General features: G+C 71.5%; 13 protein-coding genes. 8 read left to right on the plus strand and 5 right to left on the minus strand.

The annotated features are described in order from the left end of the window. The first annotated feature begins 76 nt into the window (after positions 1–76). From SLINC_RS38465 to SLINC_RS38475, 3 genes are all read left to right on the plus strand, one after another. Complete coding sequence (locus tag SLINC_RS38465; protein ID WP_067443049.1) at positions 77–745, plus strand: NUDIX domain-containing protein; 669 nt, start codon at positions 77–79, stop codon at positions 743–745. Between the two features lie 80 nt (positions 746–825). Then, the gene (locus SLINC_RS38470; protein WP_067443050.1) at positions 826–1,812 is read left to right on the plus strand and encodes an aldo/keto reductase; all 987 of its coding nucleotides are present in this window, start codon (positions 826–828) and stop codon (positions 1,810–1,812) included. A 211-nt stretch (positions 1,813–2,023) separates the two neighbouring features. Then, positions 2,024–3,133, plus strand: a complete 1,110-nt coding sequence (locus SLINC_RS38475) for a methyltransferase (protein ID WP_067443051.1) — start codon at positions 2,024–2,026, stop codon at positions 3,131–3,133. Positions 3,134–3,139: 6 nt separating this feature from the next. Here SLINC_RS38475 and SLINC_RS38480 read toward each other — a convergent pair whose 3' ends face one another. The 3 genes from SLINC_RS38480 to SLINC_RS38490 form a co-directional block, all read right to left on the minus strand. Continuing rightward, positions 3,140–3,925 (minus strand): GntR family transcriptional regulator, encoded by a 786-nt coding sequence (locus tag SLINC_RS38480; protein ID WP_067443052.1) that lies wholly within the window; start codon positions 3,923–3,925, stop codon positions 3,140–3,142. A 33-nt stretch (positions 3,926–3,958) separates the two neighbouring features. Further along, positions 3,959–5,839 (minus strand): 3D-(3,5/4)-trihydroxycyclohexane-1,2-dione acylhydrolase (decyclizing), encoded by a 1,881-nt coding sequence (gene iolD / locus SLINC_RS38485; RefSeq protein WP_067443053.1) that lies wholly within the window; start codon positions 5,837–5,839, stop codon positions 3,959–3,961. A gap of 79 nt (positions 5,840–5,918) precedes the next feature. After that, the gene (locus tag SLINC_RS38490) at positions 5,919–6,797 is read right to left on the minus strand and encodes a PfkB family carbohydrate kinase (protein ID WP_067443054.1); all 879 of its coding nucleotides are present in this window, start codon (positions 6,795–6,797) and stop codon (positions 5,919–5,921) included. A gap of 297 nt (positions 6,798–7,094) precedes the next feature. Here SLINC_RS38490 and SLINC_RS38495 point away from each other — a divergent pair, with 297 nt between their 5' ends. Genes SLINC_RS38495 through SLINC_RS38515 form a run of 5 tightly spaced genes read left to right on the plus strand, consistent with a single transcriptional unit; the run spans position 7,095 to position 12,050 of the window. Beyond that, positions 7,095–8,114, plus strand: coding sequence for a sugar ABC transporter substrate-binding protein (locus SLINC_RS38495; RefSeq protein WP_067443055.1), 1,020 nt, complete (start codon positions 7,095–7,097; stop codon positions 8,112–8,114). Then, positions 8,114–9,190 (plus strand): ABC transporter permease, encoded by a 1,077-nt coding sequence (locus tag SLINC_RS38500; RefSeq protein WP_067446166.1) that lies wholly within the window; start codon positions 8,114–8,116, stop codon positions 9,188–9,190. The genes SLINC_RS38495 and SLINC_RS38500 overlap by 1 nt, the downstream gene beginning before the upstream one ends. 5 nt (positions 9,191–9,195) lie before the next feature. Continuing rightward, positions 9,196–10,113, plus strand: a complete 918-nt coding sequence (locus SLINC_RS38505) for an ATP-binding cassette domain-containing protein (protein ID WP_067443056.1) — start codon at positions 9,196–9,198, stop codon at positions 10,111–10,113. Between the two features lies 1 nt (position 10,114). Next, positions 10,115–11,017 (plus strand): sugar phosphate isomerase/epimerase family protein, encoded by a 903-nt coding sequence (locus SLINC_RS38510; RefSeq protein WP_067443057.1) that lies wholly within the window; start codon positions 10,115–10,117, stop codon positions 11,015–11,017. Positions 11,018–11,027: 10 nt separating this feature from the next. After that, positions 11,028–12,050, plus strand: a complete 1,023-nt coding sequence (locus tag SLINC_RS38515; RefSeq protein ID WP_067443058.1) for a Gfo/Idh/MocA family protein — start codon at positions 11,028–11,030, stop codon at positions 12,048–12,050. 52 nt (positions 12,051–12,102) lie between these two features. On the opposite strand, the gene SLINC_RS38520 is transcribed toward SLINC_RS38515, so the two are convergent. Together SLINC_RS38520 and SLINC_RS38525 are read right to left on the minus strand one after the other, a co-directional pair. Beyond that, a complete protein-coding gene (locus tag SLINC_RS38520; protein ID WP_067443059.1) occupies positions 12,103–13,125 on the minus strand; it encodes a Gfo/Idh/MocA family protein in 1,023 nt (340 codons plus the stop codon). Continuing rightward, positions 13,122–14,474 (minus strand): protoporphyrinogen/coproporphyrinogen oxidase, encoded by a 1,353-nt coding sequence (locus SLINC_RS38525; RefSeq protein WP_067443060.1) that lies wholly within the window; start codon positions 14,472–14,474, stop codon positions 13,122–13,124. The genes SLINC_RS38520 and SLINC_RS38525 overlap by 4 nt, the downstream gene beginning before the upstream one ends. Between the last annotated feature and the right edge of the window lie 23 nt (positions 14,475–14,497).

The raw sequence follows: 14,497 nt of genomic DNA on the forward strand, positions 1-14,497 counted from the left end.
ACGACGAACCGGTCGGGAATGGTAGAAGCTCAGACATGACCAACTCGTACTCCGTCTCCCCGCCGGCAGACCCGCGATGACCGCCGGTGTCGACACCCCCGACCGCCGCGGCCGCACCGGACTCGACCGGACGGGCCTGGACCTGACCGGCAATCCGCGCGTCAAGGTGCGGGACGTACACCTGCTCTCCAGCCACTGGTACGTCGAGCGCGCCACCACCTTCGACTTCCAGCACGCCGACGGCACCTGGCGCACCCAGCAGCGCGAGACCCACGACCGCGGCAACGGCGCCACCATGCTGCTGTACGACGCCGAACGCGAAACCGTGCTGCTCACCCGCCAGTTCCGCTTCCCGGTGTACGTCAACGGACACCCCGACGGCATGCTGATCGAGACCCCGGGAGGACTCCTCGACGACGAGGACGAGCATCCCGAGATCGCCGTACGCCGTGAGGTCGTCGAGGAGACCGGGCACACCATCGGCGAGGTCCGGCACGTCTTCGACGTCTACATGAGCCCGGGCTCGGTCACCGAGCGGGTCAGCTTCTACGCCGCCGCCTATGGGTCCGCCACCCACACCCACGAAGGGGGCGGCCTGGACGAGGAGGGCGAGGACATCGAGATCCTCGAACTGCCCTTCCGCCGCGCCCTGGAGATGATCCGCACCGGGGAGATCAACGACGCCAAGACCATCATGCTGCTCCAATGGGCGGCTCTGGAAGGCCCGTTCTCGCCGGGCGCGTGACATGCCTTGACTTGGAGAGCACTTCAACGAGAAGACTCCCGTTCGTGCCCCGAGTGCGGGCACGAACGGGAGGGACGACCATGAAGTACCGCACCATCGGCACCACTCCGGAGACCCGCCGTGAGGTCAGCGTCCTCGCCCTCGGCGCGATGCTGTTCGGCTCCCGGACGGACGAGAAGACGTCCTTCGCCGTGCTCGACCGCTATGTCGAGGCCGGCGGCACCTTCATCGACACGTCCGACAACTACGCCTTCTGGGAGGACGGCGGCCAGGGCGGCCAGAGCGAGGAACTCCTCGGACGCTGGCGCAAGAGCCGGGGTGTCGGCGACGAGATCGTCTTCGCCACGAAGCTCGGCGCCCGCCCCCTGGCCCCCGGCACCAGCTACACGGACAACGCCGAGGGCCTGTCGGCGAAGGTGATCCGCGAGTCCGCCGAACGCAGCCGGGAACGGCTCGGGGTGGACAAACTCGACCTGCTCTACGCGCACATCGAGGACAACACGGTCCCGCTGCGGGAGACCGTCGAGGGGTTCGCCGAACTGGTCGCCGAAGGCACGGTCGGGCTGCTCGGCGTGAGCAACCACGCCGTCTGGCGGGTGGAACGGGCCCGCGCCCTCGCGGCCGCCGCGGGTCTGCCCGGCTATGAGGTGCTCCAGTACGAGCACAGCTACCTCCGGCCCCGGACCGACATCCCCGCCGAGATCTTCCCCGACGGCACCCTGGCCGCCGTGGGCGCGGACATGCTCGGCTACCTGCGGGCCGAGCCCGCCCTGACCCTCGTCGCGTACTCGCCGCTCCTCAAGGGCGCCTACACCAACCCCGACCGACCGCTGCTGTCCGGCTACGACCATCCGGGCACCCCGCCGCGTCTCGCAGCCCTGAACGAGGTCGCCCGCGACACCGGTGCCACCCTCAACCAGGTCGTCCTGGCCTGGCAGTTGGGCGGCGAGCATCCGATCGTCCCGCTGGTCGGGGCGTCCTCGGTGGCCCAACTGGACGAGAGCCTGGCCGCGGTGGACCTGGAGCTGACACCGGAGCAGCGGGCCCGCCTGGACGCGGCCCACTGACGGTGCGGCCGCTGATAATCTGACACGGCAGCTTTCGTGAAAGGCAGGGCCGCCCGATGACACCCGGCATGTTGCTCGGCATGGTTCTCGGCGACGTCCGCTCCCGCGCTTCGACGCGGGAGCGGTAGACCCGACTCTCCTTTTCCACGCTCCCGCTCCTCGTCGAAGCGCTCTTCGTGCCCTTGCACGTCCCTTCACGAGGAGTACGCCCGTGTCCACCATCAGCTGGACCGAGGACCACACCACCCGCACCGCCCGCTGGCACTCCGAGAGCCAGCTTCCGTCGCCCCGGCACACCGTCGTCGCCGACGACCGTGTGCGCGCCGCCACCGCCCACCGCCTGGCCCGCGCGGGCACGGCCCTGCTGTGGCGGGGCGACTACCAGGGCGCCCGCCAACTGCTCACCGCCATGGGCCGCCGTGCCGACCGCGAACGCCCGCGGCCGGACGGCGGCCCGGCCACGTCCTTCCACCTGTACCGCCGGGCCCGCGCGCACCGCGCCCGGGTCCTGGGCAGGCTGCTCGTCCTGCTGGACGACGGCCACACGCTGAACCTGCGCCGGGCGCCCGACGTGCGCGAGGCGTGCACCGCGGCCTACGGTCCCTCGACCGGCCCGACGGCCGTGCCGCTGCGCGAACTGCTCGGCGTGCTCGGCGCCTGGCAGTGGCGGGTCAAGGGCGTGGAGGTGCCGGCCCTCGGCGCCCGCGTCCACCCGCACTACGGTGTCTTCGCCCCGGTCCGGGGCGAGTACGTCGACCTCGTCGACCGGGCGCCGCTGCCCGGCCGTACCGCGTTCGACCTGGGCACCGGGACCGGCGTCCTGGCCGCCGTGCTCGCCCGGCGCGGCCTGGAGCGCGTGGTCGCCACCGACATCGGCCCGCGCGCCCTGCTCTGCGCGCGCGAGAACCTGGACCGGCTCTCCCTCGCCGGCCGCGTCGAGGTGGTCGGCCCGGCCCTGTACCCCGAGGGCCGGGCCGACCTCGTCGTCTGCAACCCGCCGTGGCTGCCCGCCCGGCCCCACTCCGAGCTGGAGTACGGCGTATACGACCCGGACAGCGCCATGCTCCGCGGCTTCCTCGACGGCCTCGCCGCCCACCTCGCCCCCGGCGGCGAGGGCTGGCTCGTCCTGTCCGACCTGGCCGAACGGCTCGCACTCAGGACCCGTGACGACCTGCTCGCCCTGATCGGGACGGCCGGTCTGCGGGTCGCGGGCCGGCTCGACACCCGCCCGCGGCACCCGCGGAGCCGGGACACCGACGACCCGCTCCACGCGGCCCGCGCGGCCGAGGTCACCTCCCTGTGGCGGCTGGCCGTACGGTGACCCGCCTCAGGGCCTGACCAGCAGCTGGAAGTCGAAGGCGTACCGGGACGCGCGGTAGATGTGCGTCCCGTACTCGACCGGCCGGCCGGTGTCGTCGTACGCCGTGCGCTGCATGGTCAGCAGCGCGGACCCCGCGCGCTCGTCGAGGAGCCGGGCCTCCTCGGCGGTGGCGCTGCGGGCGCCGATGGTCTGGCGGGCGCTGTGCAGGGTGATGCCGGCCGAGCGCATCATCCGGTACAGGCCGGTCGACTCCAGCCGGTTCGTGCCGAGGTCGAGCAGGCCCGAGGGGAGGTAGTTGCAGAGGAAGGCGACCGGCTGGCCGTGCGTGGAGCGCAGCCGCTCCAGACGGGTGACCTCGCTGCCCTCAGCGACCCCGAGGGCGGCCGCCACGTCGGCGGACGCCGCGACGCCCTCGTTGCGCACCACCCGGGTGGCCGGTCCCTGCCCGGCCTCCTCCAGGTCGTCGTAGAGGCTGCTGAGTTCGAGGGGGCGCTTGACCTGGCTGTGCACCACCTGCGTGCCCACCCCGCGCCGTCGGACGAGGAGCCCCTTGTCGACCAGGGACTGGATGGCCTGGCGGACGGTCGGCCGGGACAGGCCGAGGCGTACGGACAGGTCGATCTCGTTGCCCAGCAGATTGCCCGGGGCGAGGACGCCGTGCTCGATCGCCGCCTCCAGCTGCTGGGCCAGCTGGTAGTACAGCGGCACCGGGCTGGCGCGGTCCAGGGCGAAGTCCAGGGAGCTGAGCGCGGGGGCGGTCACGGCACGTGAGGAGTCGCCGGTCTTCGCCATGGACGTACCTCCCTCGAAGAGTGGGGGCGGGGGTCAGAGATGGTGACGGCGGGCGGCGACGTCCCGGTCGTACCGCTCACGCGCCTGGACGGCCGCCTCCCGGGACGCGACCTCGGCCACCGGCACATCCCACCAGGCCTCGGCCGGGGGAGCGGTGGCGGTGGCGGTGTCGGTCTCGACGTAGACGCAGGTCGGGCGGTCGGCGGCGCGGGCCGTGGCCAGCGCCTCGCGCAGTTCGCGCACCGTCTTGGCGCGCAGGACGTCCATGCCGAGGCTGGCCGCGTTGGCGGCCAGGTCGACCGGGAGCGGGGCGCCGGTGAAGGTGCCGTCGGCGGCCCGGTAGCGGTAGGCGGTGCCGAAGCGCTCGGCGCCGACCGTCTCCGAGAGGCCGCCGATGGAGGCGTAGCCGTGGTTCTGGATCAGGAGCAGATTGATCTGGAGGCCCTCCTGCACGGCGGTGACGATCTCCGTCGGCATCATCAGGTACGTGCCGTCGCCGACCAGTGCCCACACGGGTGTGTCCGGGGTGGCCTGCTGGACGCCGATCGCGGCCGGGATCTCGTACCCCATGCAGGAGTAGCCGTACTCCAGGTGGTACTGGCGCCGACTGCGGGCCCGCCACAGCTTGTGCAGGTCGCCCGGGAGCGAGCCCGCCGCGTTGATCACCACGTCCTCGTCGCCCACGACCGCGTCCAGCGCGCCGAGCACCTGCGTCTGGGTCGGGACAGCGTTGTCGTCGGCGGCCCGGAAGGCGGTCTCGACGACCTCCTCCCAGCGGGCCTTGCCCTCGCCGTACTCGGTCACGTACGCGGGATCAACGCGGTGGCCGGCCAGGGCCGCGGTGAGCGCCTCAAGGCCCGTCCGCGCGTCGCAGACCAGGGTGCGGGCGGTCAGCTTGTGGGCGTCGAAGGCGGCGATGTTGAGGTTCAGGAAGCGGACGTCCGGGTTCTGGAAGAGCGTGCCGGAGGCGGTCGTGAAGTCCGTGTAGCGCGTGCCCACGCCGATGACCAGGTCCGCGGTGCGGGCCAGGTCGTCGCAGACCGCGGTGCCGGTGTGGCCGATGCCGCCGAGGTCGGCGGGATGGTCGTGGCGCAGGGAGCCCTTGCCTGCCTGGGTGGAGGCGACCGGGATGCCGGTGGCGTCCACCAGCGCCTTCAGCGCCTCCTCGGCCTCGCTGTGGTGGACCCCGCCGCCCGCGACGATCAGCGGACGCGCGGCGGCCCGGACGGCGCGCACGGCCTCGGCCAGCTCGACCGGATCGGGCGCGGGACGCCGTACGTGCCACACGCGCTCGGCGAAGAACTCCTGAGGCCAGTCGTGCGCCTCCGCCTGGACGTCCTGCGGCAGGGCGAGGGTGACGGCGCCGGTCTCGGCCGGGTCGGACAGGACCCGCATGGCCTGGAGCGCCGACGGGATCAGCGCCTCGGGCCGGGTGATCCGGTCGAAGTACCGCGAGACCGGGCGCAGGGTGTCGTTGACGGACACGTCGGCCTCGGTGGGGTGCTCCAGCTGCTGGAGCAGCGGGTCGGCGGGGCGGGTGGCGAAGGAGTCGCCGGGCAGCAGCAGGACCGGAAGCCGGTTGATCGTGGCGAGGGCGGCGCCGGTGACCAGGTTGGTGGCGCCGGGTCCGATCGACGTCGTCACGGCCTGCGCGGACAGCCGGTCGAGCTGCCGGGCGTAGCCCACCGCCGCGTGCACCATGGCCTGTTCGTTGCGGCCCTGGTGGAACGGCATCGCGTCCTCGCCCACCTCCACGAGCGCCTGCCCGATGCCCGCCACGTTGCCGTGGCCGAAGATGCCCCAGGTGCCGGCGATCAGCCGCCGCCGGACGCCGTCCCGCTCGGTGTACTGCACGGACAGGAACCGCACCAGCGCCTGGGCGACGGTCAGGCGGACGCTCGGGGGGTGGCTCATCGGGGACCTCACTGGGAAAGGGGTGTGCGCAGGGGATGCGGGGGGCGGGACGTCGTGGTGGGCCGTGCCGGCACCGCGGTCAGGCGGTCGTGCCGGTCGGGTTCGGCTGCGGGGTCCGGGCGAGGAGGTCCTCGATCTCCGTCGCGGTGGGCATCGCCGGGGACTCGGTGGGCCGGGAGGCCACCAGAGCGCCGGCCGCGTGGGCGTAGCGCACCAGGCGCTCCACCTCCCAGCCGGAGAGCAGCCCGTGGCACAGCGCGCCGCCGAACGCGTCCCCCGCGTCCGGGGCGTCGGCGCCCGCGGCGGCCACCGGCGGGATCTCGGCCTCCGTTCCGTCGCGGTGCATGGCGAGCACGCCCCCGGGCTGCTTCACCAGGGCGAGCTCCACCCCCGCGGCGAGCAACGCCTCCGCGCACGCGCGGGGTTCACGGACTCCGGTGGCGATCTCGCACGCGTCCAGGTCGCCCATCGCGACGGTCGCGTGCCGCACGGCCTCCGCGTAGTGGGGCGGCGCCTCCTGCGGGTCGCTCCAGCAGGCGGGGCGCCAGTGGAGGTCGAGCACCGTCGTGCCCGTCCTGCCGCGGGCCTTGAGGGCGGCGAGCGTGGTGGAGCGGGTCGGTTCCCCGCTGAGCCCGGTGCCGGTGATCCACAGGATCCGGGCCGCGCGGAGCGCGAAGAAGTCCAGGGCGTCGGTCTCCGACTCCGAGGGGGTCACCCACCGGCTGTCGACGCCGGACTCGGTGAGGGTCTGGTGGAGATGGCTGCCGAACGGGTCTGCGCCCGTCCGGGTGATCACGGCGGTGGAGCGGCCGAGCCGTGCGGCGGCCACCGCCACGTTGGCGGCCGAGCCGCCGAGGCCCGCCGCCTGCGCCGACGGGGTGCCGGTCCGGGGCGGGTAGAGATCAATTCCGATACGGCCCATACTGATCACGTCGTAGTGCTGGACTGACTCGGCCATGCGCGACGCTCCTCGTTCCGACCTCGGGGTGCAGGCCCTTCGGGCCTGCCACTTCCCAAGGTGTAGGACTCGAAGGGCAACCCTGTCAATAGTTTGTACTTACATTCGGACCTGCTTGTGAAATGATGTCTTAACAAAGTATTGACAGTGGGCGCGGCAAGGGATTGGATCCCGTGCCAAGCGAACCGTGCATGCGGTGCATGACCCGGACCTTTCGGAGCCCGGGCCCGGATCCTTGTGATCCCACTCCCTTTATCCCGTCGTTCTCCCTCGTTCGCACAGTGAGGTGCCGGTAAGATGGACCGCTCTTCTCACCCCCGCTCCCGCCGATTCGCCCCGGCGGTGGCCCTGGCCGCGGCGGCGGCCCTGACCCTGGCCGGCTGCTCCAGCGGCTCAGGCGGCAAGAAAGCCGAGGAGAGCGCGGACGGCGCCTCCGCCGGCAAGGCCAACACCCCCCGGATGACGGTCGCGCTGGTCACTCACCAGGCCGCCGGCGACACCTTCTGGGACATCGTCCGCAAGGGCGCCGAAGCCGCCGCGGCCAAGGACAACATCAAGCTCATCTACTCCAACGACCCGAACGCGGGCAACCAGGCCAACCTGGTCCAGAACGCGATCGACCAGAAGGTCGACGGCATCGCGATCACGCTCGCCAAGCCCGACGCGATGAAGGACGTCGTCAGCAAGGCGAAGGCCGCGAACATACCGGTCGTCGGCCTCAACTCCGGAGTGAGCGACTGGCAGAAGCTCGGCCTGATGGAGTTCTTCGGCCAGGACGAGACGGTGGCGGGCGAGGCGCTCGGCAAGCGGCTGAACGAGGACGGCGCGAAGAGCGCCGTCTGTGTCATCCAGGAGCAGGGCAACATCGGCCTCACCCAGCGCTGCGACGGTGTGAAGAAGACCTTCAGCGGCAAGCTCCAGACGCTGTTCGTCAACGGCACCGACATGCCGTCCGTGAAGTCGACGATCACCGCCAAGCTCACCCAGGACAAGTCCATCGACCACGTCGTCACGCTCGGCGCCCCCTTCGCGATGACCGCGGTGCAGTCGGTGTCCGAGGCGGGCAGCAAGGCCAAGATCGCGACCTTCGACCTCAACAAGGAGCTGACCGGAGCCATCTCCGCGGGGACGATCGAGTTCGCGGTCGACCAGCAGCCCTACCTCCAGGGCTACTTGGCCGTCGACTCCCTGTGGCTCTACAAGAACAACGGCAACTACAGCGGTGGCGGCGAGCAGCCCGTGCTGACCGGACCCGCGTTCGTGGACAAGTCGAACGTGGAGACGATCGCCAAGTTCGCCGCGAAGGGCACTCGGTGATGAGTATGACCCAGCATGCCGAGCCGGCGGTGACCACACCGCCGGCCCCCGGCCGCAAGGACACCGACGGCCGGACCGCTCAACGCCCCCTCGCACTGCGCCTGTTGGCCCGCCCCGAGATCGGCGTCTTCCTCGGCGCGGCCGCAGTGTACGTGTTCTTCCTGATCGCCGCCCCGCCGGTGCGCGACGGCAGCTCCATGGCCACCGTCCTCTACCAGGCCTCCACGCTGGGCATCATGACGCTGCCGGTCGCCCTGCTGATGATCGGCGGCGAGTTCGACCTCTCCTCCGGTGTCGCGGTGCTGACCTCGGCGCTGACCGCCTCCATGACGACCTACCAGCTCACCCTGAACGTGTGGATGGGCGTGGTCGTCGCCCTGATCGTGTCGCTGGCGGTCGGGTTCTTCAACGGCTGGATGGTCGTCAGGACCGGCCTGCCCAGCTTCCTGGTCACCCTCGGCACCTTCCTGATCCTCCAGGGTGCCAACCTCGCGGTGACCAAGCTGGTGACCACCAACGTGGCCACCGACGACATCAGCAACATGGACGGCTTCGACCAGGCCAAGAAGATCTTCGCCTCGTCCTTCGACATCGGCGGCGTCCAGGTGAAGATCACGGTCTTCTACTGGCTGGCCTTCGCCGCGCTCGCCACCTGGGTGCTGCTGCGCACCAAGTACGGCAACTGGATCTTCGCCGTCGGCGGCAACAAGGACTCCGCGCGGGCCGTCGGTGTCCCGGTCACCTTCACCAAGATCTCGCTGTTCATGCTGGTCGGCCTGGGTGCCTGGTTCGTCGGCATGCACCAGCTGTTCACCTTCAACACCGTGCAGTCCGGTGAGGGCGTCGGCCAGGAGCTCATCTACATCGCGGGTGCGGTCATCGGCGGCTGTCTGCTGACCGGTGGTTACGGCTCGGCGATCGGTCCGGTCTTCGGTGCCTTCATGTTCGGCATGGTGAACCAGGGCATCGTGTTCGCCGGCTGGAACCCCGACTGGTTCAAGGCATTCCTGGGCGTGATGCTGCTGGGCGCCGTTCTGATCAATCTGTGGGTCCGCCAGTCGGCGACCCGGAGGTGACACCCATGACTTCCACCAACGAGACCGGCACGCACGGGGCCATCGTCACGGACGACGCCCCCGAGTCCACCGGCGGCGCGATCGTCGAACTGCGCGGCGCCGGCAAGTCCTACGGCAACATCCGCGCCCTGCACGGCGTCGACCTCAAGGTCCACCCGGGCCGGGTGAGCTGCGTGCTGGGTGACAACGGCGCCGGCAAGTCCACCCTCATCAAGATCATCTCCGGGCTGCACCAGCACACCGAGGGCGACTTCCTCGTCGACGGCGACCCGGTGCGCTTCTCCACCCCGCGCGAGGCGCTGGACAAGGGCATCGCCACCGTCTACCAGGACCTGGCCGTGGTCCCGCTGATGCCGGTGTGGCGCAACTTCTTCCTCGGCTCCGAGATGACCAAGGGCCCCTGGCCCGTGCGCCGTCTCGACATCGAGGCGATGAAGAAGACCGCGGACACCGAACTGCGCAACATGGGCATCGTCCTGGACGACCTGGAGCAGCCCATCGGCACGCTCTCCGGCGGCCAGCGCCAGTGCGTGGCGATCGCCCGCGCGGTCTACTTCGGCGCCCGGGTGCTCATCCTGGACGAGCCGACCGCCGCTCTCGGCGTCAAGCAGTCGGGTGTGGTGCTGAAGTACATCGCCGCCGCCCGCGAGAAGGGCCTGGGCGTCATCTTCATCACCCACAACCCCCACCACGCCTACATGGTCGGCGACCACTTCAGTGTGCTGCGCCTGGGCACCATGGAGCTGTCCGCCTCCCGTGCCGAGGTGAGCCTGGAGGAGCTGACCAACCACATGGCAGGCGGTGCCGAACTCGCCGCGCTCAAGCACGAGTTGAGCCAGGTCAGTGGCGTCGACGTCGAGGAGCTTCCCGAGGAGAAGGACCTCACCGCACCGGTGGCGTCCGCCCCCGAGGGGAAGGCCTGACATGGCGGCCTCGCTCGACCGCATCCGGGTCGGCTCCGCCCCGGACTCCTGGGGCGTGTGGTTCCCGGACGATCCGCGGCAGGTTCCCTGGGAACGCTTCCTGGACGAGGTCGCCGAGGCCGGCTACGCGTGGATCGAGCTGGGTCCGTACGGCTATCTGCCGACCGACCCGGCTCGGCTCACCGACGAGGTGGCCAAGCGGAACCTCACGGTGTCCGCGGGCACCGTCTTCACCGGCCTGCACCGCGGCCCCGCGGTCTGGGAGGCCACCTGGGAGCACGTCGGTCAGGTAGCCGCGCTCACTCAGGCCATGGGGGCGAAGCACCTCGTCGTCATCCCGTCGTTCTGGCGGGACGACAAGACCGCCGAGATCCTGGAGCCGCCGGAGCTGACCGGTGAGCAGTGGGGCCATCTCAGCAAGGGCATGGAGCGGCTGGGCCGCGAGGTCAAGGAGACCTACGGCCTCGACATCGTCGTCCACCCGCACGCCGACACCCATATCGATACCGAGGAGCACGTCGAGCGGTTCCTCGACTCGACGGACTCCGACCTGGTCAACCTCTGTCTGGACACCGGGCACTACGCCTACTGCGGCGGCGACAGCGTCAAGCTGATCGAGACGTACGGCGAACGCATCGGCTATCTGCACCTCAAGCAGGTCGACCCGGAGATCCTGGCCGACGTCGTCGCCGGCGAGGTGCCGTTCGGGCCCGCCGTGCAGCGCGGCGTGATGTGCGAACCGCCGTCCGGCATACCGGAGTTGGAGCCGGTGCTGGTGGCGGCGCAGAAGCTCGGCGTGGAGCTGTTCGCCATCGTCGAGCAGGACATGTATCCGTGCGAGCCGGACAAGCCGCTGCCCATCGCGGTCCGGACCCGCGCCTTCCTGAGGTCCTGCGGCGCCTGAAAGGACGACCATGACCGGGAGAGGAACCCTGGGCGTCGCCGTCATCGGCGCCGGCCGGATGGGTGCCGACCACGTCCGACGGATTCACGAGGTCACCAGCGGGGCTCGGGTGGCCGCCGTGGTGGACGTCGACGCGGAGCGCGCCAAGGCCGTGGCCGCCCGCGCCGACGGCGCCCCGGTCCACACCGATCCGGTGGCCGCCATGGCGCCATCCGACGTCGACGCCGTCCTGATCGCCTCGCCGGGCCCCGCCCACGAGGCCACCCTGCTGGCGGCCTTCGAGCGCGGCCTGCCGGTCCTGTGCGAGAAGCCCCTCACCCCGGACGCGGCCGCCGCGCTGCGGGTGCTGGAGGCCGAGCGGAAGCTGGGTCGGCGCCGGGTCCAGGTCGGCTTCATGCGGCGCTACGACGCCGAGTACGTCAAGCTCAAGGCCCTTCTGAACACCGGGCAGTTGGGCCGGCCGCTGATGCTGCACAACCGGCACCGCAACGTCGCCAGCCCGCCCGGCTGGACCAGTTCCATGCTCATCAGCGACTCCGTGGCCCATGAGACGGACGTGGCGCGCTGGCTGCTCGGCCACGAGATCACCGCCGTCACCGTGCTGCGTCCGACCCCGTCCGCGAACGCGCCGGACGACCTCCAGGACCCGCAGTTCGTCGTGTTCGAGACCGACGGCGGCGCGGTCGTCGACGTCGAGATCTTCGTCAACTGCGGTTTCGGCTACCAGGTCCAGGCCGAGATCGTCTGCGAACGCGGAACCGCCCGCCTCGGCGACGGCCACGCCCTGGTCACCAACATGGCCGGCCGCTGGGGCGGCACCATCGCCCAGGACTACACCGAACGCTTCGCCGACGCCTACGACCGTGAGATCCAGGCCTGGGTCGACGCCACCCGCCACGACGAGGTCACCGGCCCGAGCGTCTGGGACGGCTACGCCGCGGCGGCGGTGTGCGAGGCGGGCGTGCGGGCGCTGGAGGAAGGGGGCCGGGTCGAGGTGGAACTCCTGGAGCGGCCTGCGATGTACGGGAACTGACGTGCCGGGCTGTGGACGGGGGGACCACCCCGCCCACAGCCCCGCGCGGGTCTCAGCCCGCGAGTGTCGTCCGCGGCCGGGGCTCGAACCCTGCCGCCCGATAGCTCGCGTCGATCAGGGTCATCGTCTCCAGGGCGTCGTCGGCGTCCAACGGGACGGGCGTGCCCGCCCGCACGCGGGCCGCGAAGGCCTCCAGCTGGTAGGTGTACGACGAGCGCGTCCCCAGATGCTCCGTGCGCTCGCCCTCGGCCGTACGCACCACGATCCGGTCGTCGAGCTGCGGCAGGACGAAGTTCGGCGCGAACGCCTCGCCCCGGGAGCCGACGATCCGGCAGCTCATCTCCAGCTCGCGGTAGTCCATGTGACAGCGGGCGGAGGCGGTGGCGCCGCCGGGGAACTCCAGCTCGGCGTCGAGCCACTCGTCGACACCGGGAGCGCCGGCCCGCTCCCCGCCCCGGGCGGAGACCAGGCGGGGCGCGCCGCCCGCCCAGGGGGCGAGCATCCGTACCGCGTGCAGGCTGTAGCAGCCGAGGTCCATCACGGCACCGCCGGCCAGCGGCAGCGACCAGCGGGGGTCGGCGGCGCCCGGCGCGGGAATGGCGACGAGCGCCTCCACCCGCTGGAGCTCGCCGAGTTCGCCGCTGTCCAGGAGTGCGTGCAGGCGGCGGGTGAGCGGGTGGAAGAGGTAGTGGAAGGCCTCCATGAAGACGGTCCCGGACTTGGCCGCCGCCTCCCGCACCTCGGCCGCCTCCTCGGCGTTGCTCGCCGACGGCTTCTCCGACAGGACGTGCTTGCCCGCCGCCAGGGCGGCGAGGTTCCACGGCGCGTGCAGACCGTTGGCGAGGGGGTTGTAGACGACGTCCACCTCGGGATCGGCCAGCACGTCGGCGTAGGAGTCGCACACCCGCTCCACGCCGTGCGCCGCCGCGTAGGCCTCGGCGCGGGCCCTGTCACGGGCGGCCACCGCGACCACGCGGTGGCCGGTCGCCCGGGCCGGGTCGATCAGGGAACGTTCGGTGATGTTCGCCGCGCCCAGTACGCCGATGCGCAGGGGCTCCCGGCCGGGTTCGCTCATGTCTGCTGTTCCTCCTGGGTCGTGACAGGCCGATCTTCCCGCACTGTCGGTGTGCCGTCCACGGGCGGGAAGTGGCGGCGGGCGAGGTCCTGCGCGTGGGCGACGGCGCACTCGACCAGTTCGAAGGCGGGCAGGCCGCCGACGTAGTAGGTGTGGGACCGCCCCTGCGAGGCGTCCAACCGGTCGAGGACACCGTCCGCGAGGTCGTCGCCGCCGAAGTGCGGCATGAACGCCCACGCACGCCGGAGATGCACCTCCTCCAGTCGCCCGCCGAGGCCCTCGACGTCCTCCCGCAGTAACGCGGTGACGTCCTCGGGGCGGCCGTAGGAGTAGAAGGTCCGCACGTCGCTGTCCGGGTAGCGGTGGTGGTACGACACACAGTGGCCGCGCGCCGTACGGGTCGCGGTGGGGCGGTCGAGGAAGTAGAAGGCGTTCTCCGGCAGGCCGGACGCGGTGGCGAGGACGGTGTGGTAGGCGTTCGAGCGGATCCGTGCGGCCAGGTCGCGTTCCTGGGCGGTGGCGTCCAGGACCGGCAGGATCCGGTCGAGCGGCACGGCGAGCACCAGGTCGTCCGCCTCCACCGGCCCGGAGTCGGTGTGCACCCGCACTCCGCCCGGGCGTCCGTCCGCGCTCCCGCCCGCATGCCGTTCGACCGACGTCACCCGCACCCCGCACCGCACGTCCTTCAGTTCCTCGGCGATCCGACGCCACAGCGTGGCGAAGCCGCCCACGAGGGTGAAGTCGCCCTTGTGGCCGAGCAGTTCACGGCCGTCACCGGATAACAGCCCGGTCATCTCGGCGTACTTCACGAAGTACAGGGCGGGCAGGTCCTCGTCGAGATGGCCGTACCCGGCCGCCGTGTACCCGGTGCCGAAGGACTCGGCCATGGACTCCAGACCGTGCTCGGCGAGCCACTCGGCGACGGGGGCGGCGAGCGCCCGCGCGGAGTGGGCGAGCCCGGGTTCGCCGATACGCGGGAACTCCCGCTCGCGCAGCGCCCGGTAGCGCTGGAGTGTGCCGTCGCGCAGGAACGCCATGGACTGCCGGGCCGCGGTGCGGGCGGCGACGTCGAGGACGCGGTAACGGGTGGTGCGTTCCGTCTCCATGCCCAGTTCCGTCACCAACTCCGCCGTCCGCTCGTACCGGTTGGTGCAGATGTGGCCGCCGAGGTCGAAGACACGGCCGTCGACGGTCACGCTCTGGCATTTCCCGGCCACCGCGTCCTGTTCCTCCAGCACGGTGACACGGTGGCCGGCCCGCTCCAGTTCACGGGCGGCGCACAGGCCGCCGGGCCCGGCGCCGATGACGACGACGCTTCGGCAGGGGACGGGTGCGTCGGTGGCGTCCATCGTCGTCGCTCCTGGATCCGTCG

The organism is Streptomyces lincolnensis, from assembly GCF_001685355.1.
In the GTDB taxonomy this organism is placed as follows: Bacteria; Actinomycetota; Actinomycetes; order Streptomycetales; family Streptomycetaceae; genus Streptomyces; species Streptomyces lincolnensis.